The 14,962-nt window shown below is 47.1% G+C and carries 11 protein-coding genes; 7 read left to right on the plus strand and 4 right to left on the minus strand.

The window, feature by feature from the left end; genetic code table 11:
• The first annotated feature begins 20 nt into the window (after positions 1-20).
• Positions 21-3,443: a class I SAM-dependent methyltransferase gene (locus tag GZ78_RS04815; protein ID WP_034833171.1), complete on the plus strand. Its 3,423-nt coding sequence runs from the start codon at positions 21-23 to the stop codon at positions 3,441-3,443.
• Between the two features lie 9 nt (positions 3,444-3,452).
• On the opposite strand, the gene thiI is transcribed toward GZ78_RS04815, so the two are convergent.
• The gene (gene thiI / locus GZ78_RS04820) at positions 3,453-4,913 is read right to left on the minus strand and encodes a tRNA uracil 4-sulfurtransferase ThiI (protein ID WP_034834184.1); all 1,461 of its coding nucleotides are present in this window, start codon (positions 4,911-4,913) and stop codon (positions 3,453-3,455) included.
• Between the two features lie 576 nt (positions 4,914-5,489).
• Here thiI and glnA point away from each other — a divergent pair.
• The 6 genes from glnA (at position 5,490) to GZ78_RS04850 (ending at position 11,969) form a co-directional block, all read left to right on the plus strand.
• Complete coding sequence (gene glnA, locus GZ78_RS04825) at positions 5,490-6,893, plus strand: glutamate--ammonia ligase (protein WP_034833172.1); 1,404 nt, start codon at positions 5,490-5,492, stop codon at positions 6,891-6,893.
• Between the two features lie 237 nt (positions 6,894-7,130).
• On the plus strand, positions 7,131-7,676 hold the full coding sequence (locus GZ78_RS28115; RefSeq protein WP_081869670.1) for a DUF4124 domain-containing protein: 546 nt from the start codon (positions 7,131-7,133) through the stop codon (positions 7,674-7,676).
• A gap of 192 nt (positions 7,677-7,868) precedes the next feature.
• Entirely contained in the window at positions 7,869-8,981 is a 1,113-nt protein-coding gene (gene glnL, locus GZ78_RS04835) for a nitrogen regulation protein NR(II) (protein ID WP_051785821.1), read from the plus strand.
• A 28-nt stretch (positions 8,982-9,009) separates the two neighbouring features.
• Entirely contained in the window at positions 9,010-10,437 is a 1,428-nt protein-coding gene (gene ntrC / locus GZ78_RS04840; protein ID WP_034833175.1) for a nitrogen regulation protein NR(I), read from the plus strand.
• 166 nt (positions 10,438-10,603) lie between these two features.
• The gene (locus tag GZ78_RS04845) at positions 10,604-11,128 is read left to right on the plus strand and encodes a hypothetical protein (RefSeq protein ID WP_034833176.1); all 525 of its coding nucleotides are present in this window, start codon (positions 10,604-10,606) and stop codon (positions 11,126-11,128) included.
• A 130-nt stretch (positions 11,129-11,258) separates the two neighbouring features.
• Positions 11,259-11,969 (plus strand): fimbrial biogenesis chaperone, encoded by a 711-nt coding sequence (locus GZ78_RS04850; RefSeq protein WP_161787304.1) that lies wholly within the window; start codon positions 11,259-11,261, stop codon positions 11,967-11,969.
• 1 nt (position 11,970) lies between these two features.
• Here the strand turns inward: GZ78_RS04850 and GZ78_RS04855 are convergent, their stop codons facing one another.
• The 3 genes from GZ78_RS04855 to GZ78_RS04865 form a co-directional block, all read right to left on the minus strand.
• The gene (locus GZ78_RS04855; protein WP_152558552.1) at positions 11,971-12,873 is read right to left on the minus strand and encodes a hypothetical protein; all 903 of its coding nucleotides are present in this window, start codon (positions 12,871-12,873) and stop codon (positions 11,971-11,973) included.
• Positions 12,874-12,898: 25 nt separating this feature from the next.
• Entirely contained in the window at positions 12,899-13,864 is a 966-nt protein-coding gene (locus GZ78_RS04860) for a hypothetical protein (protein ID WP_034833178.1), read from the minus strand.
• A gap of 68 nt (positions 13,865-13,932) precedes the next feature.
• Positions 13,933-14,961: a hypothetical protein gene (locus GZ78_RS04865; protein ID WP_161787305.1), complete on the minus strand. Its 1,029-nt coding sequence runs from the start codon at positions 14,959-14,961 to the stop codon at positions 13,933-13,935.
• Between the last annotated feature and the right edge of the window lies 1 nt (position 14,962).

The raw sequence follows: 14,962 nt of genomic DNA on the forward strand, positions 1-14,962 counted from the left end.
TCAGGACACATGGAAGAAGAATGAATCCGGATTTCAGTCAGTTCAATCAGTTAAAAAGCATCTATCATCGGGCTGAGTCATTGGCTCAGAAAAGCCAGGGGCACACTCGACTGGGACTTAATGTTGATCACCAGATTGTCTCGGAAGACGAGTTCGAACCAGAGCCTCAGTCTACATTAAGTTCGTGGACTCTGGGTTATATGGATTACAGGGAGGTGAAAAGCTTTGATGATGCCTCACGGAATCTGAAAGAAACGCTGGAATCATGCTCGACTGCTGCCCGTGACTTCACGGGAATGTCTGTGTCAGTACTGCTCACGCCGAATATGTCCAGCCAAACGATCTCCGAAGAAGGCAAGAAACTGGTTGAAAGTGACTGGGGGCAATTCCAGGACTTACACAAGTCTGTTGTCGACTTCTTGCAGCAACTGGATCAACTTACTCCAGCCGATGACCTGGATGCTCACACTGAAGAAACACTGGATTACTTCAAGAAGAAAATGCTGATCAGCTTCGATGAAAAGTTAAAGAGAGTGAACAACCCAAGGTTCTTCAGGTCAAAAGTTGCTGCGCTCGCCAGAGAACTGAACCATTTGGGAGCCCCCTTGGAAGGTGGTTCAAAAGTCAGACTGACACTCGTCAACCGTCTTCTGAATGGACTTCATGATCTGGCCATTGAACCAACAGCCATTCCAGCTGTTCCCACCGATACAGGATTAAATGACCGAATGGAGTGTGCTCTGGAGATTGTAAGAGCAACCAGAGAATCCTTCGAAAACGGCGTGAGAGGTCAACAGATTCGGGCTCATGCCCAGAAAGCAGCCACACAACTTGAGAAAGTACTGAAAGGCTGCAAGATTCAGGAAAGAGAAAAACTGATTCTTCTGTCAGCTCTGGATAATGAGCTCGCTGAGTTCTCTCGTCAAAACAGACACCTGGCAACTGATAACAAAGCAATGGATCCGCTGATCAGGACGATTAATTCAGCCAAAAATCTGATCAAGACTGAAACCAATGAAACAGACTCTCAACCTGCTTTTTTGAGTCATGACGTTCATGTCCTTATTGAAAAAACGACGGCTGAATCTGATGATGCACTAAACCTGTCTGAAGTTGCCAAACAATCTGAACAGCTTCTGAAAGAGAAGCTCAGTAGTTTGACGGAACAAGAAACCGCTACGGTTTTATCCGATCTGACAGGTGACTTGCTCACTAATTTGCCAAATCAGTCATCAATAGCTCAACGAGCAACGAAGCAGGTATTAAAAACGGCTGAAGCACTTACTCCAGAAATTTCCGAACCCAGCCTGCCCAGAAAGCAACCTTATCAGGACTTTGCCGAAACCCTGTCACGTAGAATCGTTTTTGATTGCTCTCGAGGTCATACTGGAAGGAATCATCAACGACAATGGTTTGAGTCACAGAATGACTACCTGAAAGGTTATCCTGATAACGAACAGCAGGATGTAGCAGAGCGTATACTCAAACTGATTGAAACAGCACTGAAATCTGAAGTTACGCCAGATAAACAGGTTGCTCTGGATTGCTGGGAAGCGATTAAAGCCGCTCTGGAATTACCCCCAAGAGCACGCCCTAAGCTGGCTGCCCAGAAACTCCCTTTTCATTTAGATACGCCAGATAAAGCACTAAGGCGTGAACCGACACCACCTCCCGTCAAAATGGCTACCGCACAAGCCGTACCTACAAAACTCACCCGGGATGATGAAAGAGTTCTCACGAATCTCTGGACACAGATTAATAAAGACATCAGCGACAACAGGGCAGGGCCTGACGAGCAAAATGCTTGGTTCGGTTTGCTGAATGACTATCTGCAACAGTTTGACGAAACCACAAGGTATGAAATCTTTGGACTGGCCCAGGCGCAAATCCAATTACAAATGCATGAGCAGGCAGAAAGATACCCTGTTTTTGCCAACCATCAGGAAACGGTAGAATCAGCCCTTGTGATGACTCTGACGGGTCAATTCCAGCCTGTTGCAAGCTCATCTACACCAGAATTATCTATTCCGCCTAAAGCCCAGATTCTTCAAGTCGAGTCCACAGCCCAACCTGTGGTTCTCATTCATAGCTCGGATCATCAAGAGTTGGTCGATGCTCTGTTCCGACAAATAAAAGGCCATTTGCTGACGCAAGGTGCTTCCCCTGAAAATCAGTCCCAATGGCATCAGGCATTAGCCGGGCATCTATATGACTTTGATGAAAGCCAGAGACCTGCGATCGTTCAACATGTTGTGGAGAATGTACAGACCCAGCTGACCGTAGAAGCCGTTGAGCACGAAGAGTTAAAAGCGTTTTTACCGCGGGTAAAAGAGGTGCTACAGCAGGCCACCAGCCTCGACTTCAAGCCTTCAACCCCGCCTGTTCCTTCTGTTGTGAAACAGGAATCCGTCTCCGTCGCAAAAACGACAACAGTACCTGACCACATGGTTCCTGAAGTTTCACCAGTTGCCTCAGTTCCAACAACCAAAATAAAAGCTGAACAGGTTACCTCCGAATGGCCCACGTTCAACGGTCAGCAATTGGGCCAGCAAGCCGGTATTCTATTTGAAACACCCAGACATCTGCTCGTGGGTATGGATGAAAGAGGCAACCTGACGTTTAATGAACATTTAACGCCAGACGTCGAAGCACAGATTGCCCGTCTACAGAAAGGCATGGAAGGTTTTATAGTCCAACAGGTTCTACCCACAGCTGGGGCATCTATGGACTATGAACGTATGAACAGGCTTCACCTTCCTCCACAACCTGCTCAGTGCACAGTTGCCAAGATGCAGGAAATTGTCAGTATCATTGCCGGTAACCCTTTAGCCATCAATATGCTGGCTGTCGAGCCGCCTTCTGAAGAGGTTCGAAAGCGCTTTGATCAGTGTGAAGGAAAATCCATGGTTATTGGCTGTGGCGCCGCACATGAAGGGCATAAAGAACTGCATCCTGCAAAAACCTCGTTTACTGCAGATCTTAATGCCAGCATGCTGCCAGACCTTCAGGGTGACATCAGCACCATGATTCATATGCTTCCGGATAAAGAGCAGTTTTCAACCATTTATTTTGAATACATTACAGGTATTGTTTTTTCAGATCCGGATCAGATGGTAGCTACTTTGAAGAAGTGTCATTCATTGCTGAAGCCAGGCGGGATTATGATTATCGTTTCCGGAGCCTACGGTCTGACCAAGAAAGCACAACAGGGCGACGTACGACATATCATGGTTGAAAGCCTGACTGCAGCAGGCTTCAACGACTTTAAGTACGGCAGGCAGGATGAGGTCAAAGAGGCTTTCAGGATGCTTAACCAGAACGAAGATGTTTTCCCTCAGATTCCCGGCGCATGGGATCAAGTGAAAGGTACCGATGCAATACCTGTCAGCGAAGATGCCATGCACCATTTAGGAATCGTTATGGTGGCCCTGAAAAAGAAATAGTTTTTTAGATTATTTTTTCCCGGGGTTGTATACACCCACGTTTTCATGCCCTTCATCACGAAGGTGCATAGCGTGTAACTGACTCATAACTCCCTTTTCACAATACAGCAGATAATGCTTCTCTTTATCCAGTTCGGTAAACTTTGCTCTGAGCTGGTAGAAAGGAATAGTCAGTACTTCCCGATCAGGCAAACTGAACGGATTAATCTCTTCTTCTTCCGGATGACGGATATCAATGACAATGTCGTCTTGTTTCGTTGTCTCAACAACCTCGACCTCTTCCCGAGTCAGGTCATCAGCAATAATGTCAGTAACAGACACTTTGCGTCGACTCTCAATTGCAGATTCCAGAACAGAGAAATCGAAACGTGCTTCTTCTGATTCAATTTTTTCCGGTTTGGCTCTGGTGGTCGGATTCCTGGAAATCACCGCACAGTATTCAGGAATATTTTTGACAAACTCTTCCGTACCAATCTTGATTGAAATATCAATAATGTCCTGCTTATCCATGGCAATCAGAGGACGCAGTACAAGATGATCCGTTGCGGAATCAATGACAGCCAGATTGGTGAGCGTCTGACTGGAAACCTGCGCGACGGCTTCTCCCGTCACTACCGCTTCAATATACATCTCTTTTGCAACCTGAGTGGCAGCTCTGAGCATCATCCTTTTGAGAATAACGCCCATTTGGGAGTTATCTACCTTGGTCAGGATTTCCTCAACAACCCCTTCAAATGGAACCGTAACAAAATTGACGTTATGGGAAGAACCAAAACGGCTCCAGAGATAATAGGCCACCTCTTTTACCGCCAGCTCATGAGCATGCCCACCCAAGTTGAAGAAACAGAAATGAGTTCTGATGCCTCGTTTCATTGTCAAAAAGCTGGAAACCGTTGAGTCAAAACCACCAGAGATCAACGACAGTACTGGCTCCATTGATCCCAGTGGGTAACCACCAAGTCCACTGCCACGCTGGGTGACCAGAAAGTAGCGCTCACCCTTGATTTCAACTTTGACCACAACATCCGGATTTTTGAGTTTAACTCCGGCTGCATCTGTACGAGTGTTCAGGCCTCCACCAACATATCGTTCAACATCGATAGATTGGAAATCGTGTTTACCAGAACGCTGACAGGTAACCCGGAAGGTTTTTCCAGCCAGCAGTTCACGGTTAACCACCAGAGCCTTCTCCAGAATGTCATCCATATCCGTCAACGGATACTCAACCACCTGCTGCCAATAAGCGATGCCGGGGATATGACTCAGCAGATCTGAGACCTGAGCCACCAGCTGTGGGTCGTCATGACTGGTCGCCAATTCGATAAAATCCCAGGATCCTGCCACTTCAACATTTTCATCGACCCGCTTGAGAACGGTGCGAATATTCTTGCGCAGCTGTTTAATAAAACGCTTTCTCACCGGAGGCGTTTTAATCGTAATTTCAGGAAACAGCTTGATGATGAACTTCATAGAATTGTATTCCCGGTGCTCTGTCATTAGAAAAGTGTCACCACCAGTCAGGGAGAGAACCCGGTCCAGATGCTAGTTACGAAAATAAGAAACGAATCCCGTGAAGTATACAGAATACTCCCAGACACCGGTAATTCAGACTCACGAGCAGACATGCGGCTTAAACTCTCCGTAAAGACCACTGGATCGTTAGTAGTCTAAGCAGTTTCACGCTACACTGGGCCCCGCCTGCAAATGATTCCATGGATAAACAACAGGCGAGTGCACCAAAGCGATACGCCAGACCTAATCTGCGCACCATTTTTGTGCATTCTTTCGGCTTGATGAGATTCTTTTCGGTGCAGCCAACCATACTCAGGCAAGATCAGGCTGCAGAACTGAGCAAAATCAACCGGTTTTTGATACTGGCATAGCAATTGCTTATACCGTATCGGCACAGTCGCCAATGCGGCACATACTAAATGTTGGTAAACCGCCATACCCGATGTACAAGGCAAAGAGTGGTAGTACTCTGGCCTCACAATCGACCCTGCGGTGCTCACAACGAGAGCTATAAGTCCTTTGGAGGAATAATAAATGTCCAAGACCCTGAACTTGATCAAGGATCACGATGTAAAATGGGTTGACCTTCGCTTTACTGATACTCGTGGTAAAGAGCAGCACGTTTCCCTGCCAGTCAGCGAAGTAGACGCAGAGTTCTTCGAGCTGGGTAAAATGTTCGACGGTTCCTCCATTGCTGGCTGGAAAGGCATTAATGAATCCGACATGATTCTGATGCCTGATGACAGCAGCTCTGTTATCGATCCTTTCACCGACGAAACCACCCTGAACATTCGTTGCGACATCATCGAACCCATGACCATGCAGGGCTATGAGCGTGACCCACGTTCCGTTGCCAAGCGTGCTGAAGAGTACCTGAAGTCCACCGGTATCGCTGACACTGCGTTCTTTGGTCCAGAGCCAGAGTTCTTCGTATTTGACGACGTTAAGTGGAACGTTGACATTTCCGGAGCTTCTTACGAGATCAACTCTGAAGAAGCAGCCTGGTCTTCCAACAAGTCTTTTGAAGGCGGAAACACGGGTCACCGTCCAAAGGTTAAAGGCGGTTACTTCCCGGTTCCTCCAGTAGACTCCCTGCACGATATCCGTGCTGCCATGTGTACAGCCATGGAAGCTCAGGGCTTGGGTGTTGAAGTACATCACCACGAAGTAGGTACTGCTGGTCAGTGTGAGATCGGTGTTAAGTTCAACACCATGGTAGCCAAGGCTGACGAAGTTCAGATCCTGAAGTATGCCGTTCACAATGTTGCTCACGCTTACGGAAAAACAGCCACCTTTATGCCTAAGCCTCTGGTAGGCGATAACGGTAGCGGTATGCACGTTCATATGTCTCTGAGCAAAGATGGTGAAAACCTGTTTGCTGGCGACGGCTATGCGGGCCTGAGCGAAAACGCTCTGTACTACATCGGTGGTGTTATCAAGCACGCTAAAGCTATCAACGCTTTCGCCAACGCTTCTACCAACTCATACAAGCGTCTGATCCCAGGATTCGAAGCGCCTGTTATGCTGGCTTACTCAGCCCGTAACCGCTCTGCTTCTATCCGTATTCCTTACGTGAACAGCCCTAAAGCCCGTCGAGTAGAAGTTCGCTTCCCTGACCCGACTGCTAACCCATACCTGGCGTTTGCCGCTCTTCTAATGGCTGGCCTGGACGGAATCAAGAACAAGATTCACCCTGGCGATGCTGCTGACAAGGATCTGTACGACCTGCCTGCAGAAGAAGCCGCTGAAATCCCAACCGTTGCTGAAAGCTTCGAAGAAGCGCTGGCCGCTCTGGACGCTGATCGTGAATTCCTGACAGCGGGTGGTGTATTCACCGACGACATGATCGATGCTTACATTACGTTGAAGAAAGAAGAGTGCGTACAAGTTAGCCAGACCACTCACCCAGCCGAATTCGATCTGTACTACAGCGTATAAGCTTCTGTGACAGGAGATAACAAACGCCTGTCGTAAAAAAGCTCAACCATCCAACATAAAACCGGAGTGTCTATCCCATAGCACTCCGGTTGTTGTTTAAGCCCCATTATATACCCCTGCCCCCCCCCTATCACTTGCCCTGCAGACTCTCTGTAACATCCTTTCATCGACACATAGATGCAAACAACACTGCACTAAAGTACTCTAGAGTGACTCCGGAATCAGCCGTAGATCATTATGAAAAGAATAATATTTAGCTTGTTACTGGTCTTACCTCTGTCAGGCCAGTCCTCAGAGATATACAAAACAGTCGACAATAATGGCAATGTCACCTTCACAGATAGCCCTGGCGCTAATAAAAAGGCCGAGCCTGTTGAGCTCCCCCCCATTACCAGTATCCCTTCCAGCCCGACTTCCAGTCAGCCTGCGGTCAAACAACTGGATGACCAGAAAGGGGATATTTATCCGACTTTCACTATTACTGAACCGGCTAATGATTCGACTGTGAGAGATAATGGCAATTTCACGGTCAATGTCAGCCTGAAACCACGACTGACTGTTGGCCACACACTCTCGCTGTCCGTTGATGGTGTCCAACAGGGCAAGCCCCAAAGAAACACTCAGTTTAAACTGCAAAATATAGATCGTGGCACCCACCAACTCTCGGTAGCTATTCTCAACCGAAATGGCAAAACACTCAAAACAACCCGCAGCACTGTGCATGTACAGAGGACGGTTGTTAGACCTCCTACCCCTGCTCCAGCACCAGCCCCGGCTCCTTAAAACTTTAAATGCACCAAACTGGTGCATTTAAATGAACTGACTTATAATTTCAGGCCTCTCAACCTCTCAACGGTGCGTCAGTATGCAAAAGAGATCACGCACTGAAAGAGATAGGCAACAGTTGGTTCAATTCTTGCCTTATGTTTAACCAGACTATTAAAAAACAACAACCACTTATCCAGGTGTCAGCCGGTGATCAATGCATTCGTACTGGAAAATCTAAACACGGCCATTATTGCTCTGGATAAAGAGCTTCGCGTCTCCTACATGAATCAAGCTGCTGAAGCACTCCTGGATATCAGTGAAAAAAGTGGCAAGCAATTGCCTCTGCCTCATATTCTTGAACATGGATCTATGCTCAAAGATTTGCAACGGGCGCTGGAACAAAACCAGCAATTTACCCGAAGAGAATCTGAAATCGTGATACACGACAATCCAGTAGTGGTGGATTACACGATCACCCCTCTGGAAAATCACCACACTTTTTTGCTACTGGAAATTCATCCAAGAGACCGGCTACAGCGCATCACCCGTGAAGAGTCCTTGATCGCCAAGCAGGAAACCTCGCGCATTCTTGCCCGAGGCCTGGCTCATGAAATCAAGAATCCCCTGGGTGGTATAAGAGGCGCTGCACAATTACTGGATAAGCAGCTGAACGATGAAGAACTCAGCGAATTTACCCAAATCATTATTGAAGAGGCAGACCGGCTGAGAGACCTGGTTGACCAGATGCTTGGCCCTATCAAACCCCCCAGCATGAATAGCCTGAATATTCATGAAGTACTGGAAAGGGTTATCCAGTTAATACACGCCGAGACTGGCGGCCAGCTCACCATCATAAAAGATTACGACCCCAGCATCCCCGACCTTCCTGCAGATAGGGAGCGGCTGATTCAGGCCATTCTCAACCTGGTGAGAAACGCCATGCAAGCCATTGAGCAGCACATGCCTTTAAGCGATGGCCAAATAACCATTCTGAGTCGTATATCGCGACAATTTACGATTGGCAACCAGCGCCGAAGACTCGTTTGCCACCTGTCGGTTATTGATAATGGTCCGGGTATTCCTGAGCACCTTAAGGAAAATATTTTTTATCCCATGATCAGTGGTCGTGCAGAAGGTACCGGCCTCGGACTCCCTATGGCGCAGTACATTATCAGCCAGCATCAGGGACTCATTGAGTGTGACAGCAAACCAGGTCAAACCTGCTTTCACGTCTATCTACCGCTTATGATTGAAGAGCCCTCAGCTAATAAAGAGCCCTCAGCTCATAAAGAGCTAAAAGGATGGGCAGCCACCCTATGACAAGGCGGATAAATAACAGGAGCGAGTAATGAGTATGGATTCTAAAGTCTGGATTATTGATGATGATCGTTCTATCCGCTGGGTGCTTGAGAAGGCCCTGACCGGAGAGCTGATCGAAGTGGATGCCTTTGACTCCGCTGACAAAGCCCTGCGAGAACTGCAGTATTCTCAGCCCGAAGCCATTATCAGCGATGTCAGAATGCCTGGCACGAATGGACTGGACTTCCTTAAGGAAGTCCATGAAACCTATCCAGACCTACCCGTTATTATTATGACGGCACACTCTGATCTTGAGAGCGCTGTCTCTTCTTATCAGGGAGGAGCTTTTGAATACCTTCCGAAACCTTTCGATGTAGACGACGCAGTATCTTTAGCCAAACGGGCTATTGAGCACAGCCGTCAAAAGAAAACCGAACAGGTCGTCGAAGCGGTTGATAATGGTACTGATATTATTGGCGAAGCGCCTGCAATGCAGGAAGTCTTTCGCGCCATAGGCAGACTGTCACAGTCCAATATTACAGTACTCATTAATGGTGAATCCGGAACAGGTAAAGAACTGGTTGCCCGAGCACTGCACCGGCACAGCCCCAGAGCCAGCAATCCATTTATTGCCTTGAATATGGCCGCCATCCCCAGAGACCTGATCGAATCTGAACTCTTTGGCCATGAGAAAGGAGCATTTACGGGTGCTGGAGCAATGCGCAAAGGCCGCTTTGAACAATCTCAGAACGGCACCTTGTTTCTCGACGAAATAGGAGACATGCCTTCAGAAACTCAAACCCGCTTACTCCGCGTGCTCGCCGATGGAGAGTTCTATCGAGTGGGCGGACACACTCCAGTAAAAGTCGATGTTCGTATTATTGCCGCCACACATCAGAATCTGGAAAAGCTGGTAGAAGAAGGATCTTTCCGGGAAGACTTGTTCCACCGCCTTAATGTGATACGAGTTCACCTGCCAAAACTTCGCGAAAGATCAGAAGACATCCCGGTTCTAGCCAGACACTTTCTGGACAAAGCCGCAACAGAGCTCAATGTCGAACCCAAGGTGCTGACGCAGGAGACCGCACGATTCATCGCTGGCCTCGATTGGCCCGGCAACGTCAGACAACTGGAGAACACTTGTCGATGGCTGACAGTGATGGCTTCAGGTCGTGAAGTATTAATCTCTGACCTGCCTCCTGAACTATTAAGCCAGCCTGATAGTGGCCCTGTAACGCCTCAGCCCGGTAACTGGGAGCAACAGCTTCGTCTCTGGACAGACAGAGAGCTGGCTGCGGGCCATAGCAGCATTCTCGACAAAGCGGTTCCGGTGTTTGAGAAGATCATGATCGAATCGGCTCTGCAGCATACCGGGGGGCGAAAAAGAGATGCATCCGAACTTTTGGGCTGGGGGCGTAATACTCTGACCCGTAAAATGAAAGAACTGGAAATGTCTGACAAGGCTTTGACAGAGTAGCTATCCAAACGACAAGGGGGAGCCGAACTTCTGACGGTATCCCCCCTCTAAACACTTCAATCTATCCGAATATCTCCGCCTGACCTTCGAATAACACTCCTGCCAATCAGAGTTCTGAAGATTTCTATACTCCATTTAATAACACCAGAAAAGGAATAGGTGTCAAATGGACTTCAGCTCAATAACCTGCAGGAGCCTTCTGGCTTCATTACTGACACTCATCGCTCTACCCACATACTCAGCACAACAAGGCAATATTGGCAAAACCTCCACGGGGTCATTCAGTATTCGACTGGTCATACAACCCAGTTTACAAACCTCGATAGCCACACAATCCAGCACTCAAATCAATGACCAGACCTCAACAGTTGCCATATTCAACAAGCCTGAACCTCTGTGTATCAAAGGCACAGGTATTAGTCAGTATTCTGTGGCCACCGAGGGTTCTGGGACCCAAGGCTCATATTCCTTAACGGATGGTCAGCGCTCTTATAATTATGAAATTGACCTGTGGTCATCAGATCAGAAGCCATACGATCTGCACAGCGGTCAGAACAGTAGCCTGATTAATACCATCCCGCGTAACGCCAACTGCGATGCCGATCAAACTGGCTTTATGGTCAAGATACCTGAACCCTCAGCTCAACAACCTCTTGAAGGATCATTGAGACTCATCATCAGTGCTGAATAAGACGGTTTACCAGGAACGATTGTACCCATAAAATAGCAGCCATAGACCATTACCAGATATGCATGGTGATGATGACAAAGAGATCACTCAAGTGACTGAATCACATTATAAAAACACAAGGGGTAAACAGATGAAGTCATGGTTTAAACCCTGTCTTTCCCCCCAATCATTAGCTATAGCATCACTGCTTATGACAATGAATACTCACGCAGCTATGTCTCTGGATAAAATGATTGTCTATTTTGAGCCAGACAAATCCCCCAGACAGGATATCGTTGTCACTAACCCCGATCAGGAAAACCTGTACCTTCAGACTGAAGTTTACAAGGTCGTTAATCCAGGCACAGAGCAAGAAGAAAGAGTGCGTGTCACCAACCCTTCTGAACTAAAACTGCTAAGCACTCCTCAGAAAGCCATAGTTGCCCCCAACAGCCGAAAAACCGTACGACTTGTAAGCCTGGAAACACCCAAAAAAACAGAGTCTGTATACCGGGTAACTTTCAAACCTGTAGTCGGTGATCTGGAAGCCACTCAGAACGCTATTAAGCTTTTGATTGCTTATCAGACACTGGTCTTTGTTCGCCCGGAAAGCCCTGAATACAAAGTCACAGCCAAGCGAGAAAAAGACTCCATTACTTTTACTAACAGCGGCAACATCAATGTCGTTCTGCGTAATGGCCAGTTCTGTTCTGGCCAGAAGAGTAAGCGCAAATGTTCTGATATCGATGACATTAAACGACTGTATGCAGGACAAAGCTGGACATTAAAAGTGCCCAATAGCAAAACCGAAGTAGAATACGGTCTGTTCAACGGCAGCACAGAAGAGCGTAAGACGTTCTGATTTAATGGACAGAAACCGTCACAGTTACAGTATCTTTATAAACCCCAGGAAGAAGCCCTGAGATTTCCGATGAAGGTACTGTAACTTCCAGATTCATATTAGAGGCTCCATCGCAATACTGTTGGGTAGAACCACTCCAGGGCTGCCCATCCACGCCTGGCGACAAGGTTTCCATAATGCCGCCCTGCCCCACTCTCAACTGATACCCCACCTGGCCCGACAGAAGAAAATCGGTATCAAGCCCAGTCGCTCTGACAGTAAAGTTTGAGCCGCTTTGTGTATACACACAAAAATCCATACTTCCCTGCAAAGCTTGATCATTGAGTGCAATATCCTTCAAGCCACTGACTTGAATTCGATCTGGAATTTTCAGATCAAAAATCAAATCACTGTTATCCGTATAAGGTATCCACCCTCCGGACTCCATTCCCTTTAGCTTCAAAACAGCTTGATAATTCCCGGGGGGCTGCCCCTGTAAATCCAATGCATTGATTTTAACGGATACATTACCCGTCACTTGCTGCCAGTTACCCGGATTCAAAAACGTCGCACTGGTATCTGGCACAGTCCCCCCATCCTTGATCAATAACGAGTTCACCCCTTGCTGGAAGGTCACTTTGGACATTGCTATAGAGGAAGCACTCCCTGAGGCAATAAAATCAAAGTCAGAGGCTTCGATTGTGTATGTTTCAAGTTGCTTAAACCAGCCACAGGACAGAAAACCCGAGCCAACACTGGTTCCATTGCAGGATTGTAATTGAACAGGAAGATCTATAGTGACGTCACCACCGGTCCAGGTAAAAGGCGGTGCAATATATTGTTGCTGACCAAAAACAAAAAAAGCCGAAGCTGTGCTAGACAGTGTCAGTGCAAGAACCACTAACATTCCCCTGACATACATCATAAGAAAATAACATCCATTCTTATATTTATTGAGCCCACACTGTAACAGTCATGGTATCGCTGTAAACACCCGAGTCGATATCACCAAGATCATTCCGCTTGAGTTTGACCAGCAACGTCATATTATCCTGACCACCGCAGTCTTGCTGAGCACTGGCAGTCCAGACTTTATTCGGTCTATGACCTTGTCTGCGATAATTTAGCCTGTTTTCGCTTGGGGTTTTAACTACCATACGATAGTTGACACAATCCGATGCGTTCACACATTGTCCCTGCTTACTCAGCATGAAGTCGCTACCTGGATTACTGCTGCCATCAAAATCTATAGATACACCTCCTGTATTACTGAATACACAGACTCCAAACTGTGCATCCAGAGTATTACCCGACAAATCCTTTGTATCGAGAGCTACATCTTCCAGGCCAGAAATTTGCACTAACTCAGGTACAACAATGGGAATAGTTACAAGAATACTGTCGAGGTGAAGAGTGCCATACATATCTTCACCCACTATATAAAAACTGAAATTGTAAGTACCAGCGGGTAGCTGTTTCAGTCGATTTTGATTGAAAGTGAAACTAAACGACCCCGTAACAGAGCCATTGGTTGTCGTCTGAAAAAGTGAGTTGGAGCTGTTTGGATACGTCCACTGACCGGGAATAAGGCTACCCTGATTACTCTGCTGACTGTATTGGGCACTGATCAGGAATTGTGACAGTTCATCTGCCGGGTACTGAAGAGGTTCCGTACCACCAGTTATCGGGCTTTGCCTGCCAGGGTCTGAGTCCGACAAAGCCAGTCGATAATCTTGCCCTACACAGCCGGAATTACAGTAAGCGCTAAAGGAAACCGTGAAATTATAGGTCGGATTGGCATTGCCAGAAAAGACATGGAGCGGATCTGCCACATAACCGAAAAAATCAAAAAAGGCTCTGGACTCTGCTGAAAAGAGTATCAGTACCGAACAAACTACTCTGGAAAAATACTTCAACTTCTATAACCCTGAACCTTTAAACAACAGGTTTTCTTATAATTAACCGATCCCAGCTACTCTCTTGTCTACAAGGGCACGACGGTTAACTGTACAGTATCTCTGTATATTCCTGAAGGTTTACCGCTCATATTTTGCTCAGGAATATTAATTCTAAACTTCATATTACCCATCGAGCCCTGGCAATGATGACTGGTATCACCTGACCAGCTATTGGCGGAAACAAAAGTACTTTCAATCAATTCAACCCAACTGTTATTGCCGCTATTGGATGAAGTGGTTTCAATACCATACCCAATAAGATTATTGCCGTTTCTCAATGCAAAAACACCCTGACCATGAACACTTTCACCCTTTAACTGAAATGCACCTGCTCCCAGGTTATAAACGCAGTAACTCTGATCAATGGACTGAATACTGTTTTCTCCATCGAAATTCAGCTCTACGTCAGTGAGCCCACTGATCATGATGGATGGTTTTATAGTCAGAGTAACAAGAAAACTTTTAGAAACCGTCAGCCCATTACTTTGAGCGGTGACCGTAAACTGGCCCTGGTACTGCCCGGCTCTGGCATTTTGAAGAATATCTGACTGGGTCACTTCAGCAAGAATACTGAGCTCATTTTTTCTGCAGACCTCGTACTCATCCACCCCCTGCAAGGTATTGAAAGTAAGCCATTGGGAAAAATTCACATCAGCCGTGGCATCACCAGAAACTCCTTTGAGAGTTAAGGTGACCGGTAGCCCCCCACCTCCCTGCCCCTGTGGCTGGAGGACAAACACCCCTGAATGTTGTGGCCCGGTAATCTGCACCTGATAGTCATAGAGCGTACGAGCTGAGTTGTCATTCCAATGAGGAACAGAATAAGAAATAATACAAAACAACCTTCCATCCTGAGCAGCCATGGTAGAGCCACTCACCAGCTGCTCTCCCCCCCATTCCCCCATATCGAGATCAAATAAACGTTTCAGTTTAAGCCAGTAATGATTGTGATAACCGGTTCGATCATCACAATGGGCATCTGTCTGGGCACAATCACCATCATTCTGGGCGTTATGATGTCCGGACACAGGAACGGATACAAAGACAAACAGCAAG

The organism is Endozoicomonas numazuensis (genome assembly GCF_000722635.1).
Taxonomy (GTDB): domain Bacteria; phylum Pseudomonadota; class Gammaproteobacteria; order Pseudomonadales; family Endozoicomonadaceae; genus Endozoicomonas_A; species Endozoicomonas_A numazuensis.

Bases quoted from the DNA above. Each gene is read 5' to 3' on its own strand.
- GZ78_RS04815 (WP_034833171.1), top strand. From the start codon at position 21: ATGAATCCGGATTTCAGTCAGTTCAATCAGTTAAAAAGCATCTATCAT.
- thiI (WP_034834184.1), bottom strand. From the start codon at position 4,913: ATGAAGTTCATCATCAAGCTGTTTCCTGAAATTACGATTAAAACGCCT.
- glnA (WP_034833172.1), top strand. From the start codon at position 5,490: ATGTCCAAGACCCTGAACTTGATCAAGGATCACGATGTAAAATGGGTT.
- GZ78_RS28115 (WP_081869670.1), top strand. From the start codon at position 7,131: ATGAAAAGAATAATATTTAGCTTGTTACTGGTCTTACCTCTGTCAGGC.
- ntrC (WP_034833175.1), top strand. From the start codon at position 9,010: ATGAGTATGGATTCTAAAGTCTGGATTATTGATGATGATCGTTCTATC.
- GZ78_RS04845 (WP_034833176.1), top strand. From the start codon at position 10,604: ATGGACTTCAGCTCAATAACCTGCAGGAGCCTTCTGGCTTCATTACTG.
- GZ78_RS04850 (WP_161787304.1), top strand. From the start codon at position 11,259: ATGAAGTCATGGTTTAAACCCTGTCTTTCCCCCCAATCATTAGCTATA.
- GZ78_RS04855 (WP_152558552.1), bottom strand. From the start codon at position 12,873: ATGATGTATGTCAGGGGAATGTTAGTGGTTCTTGCACTGACACTGTCT.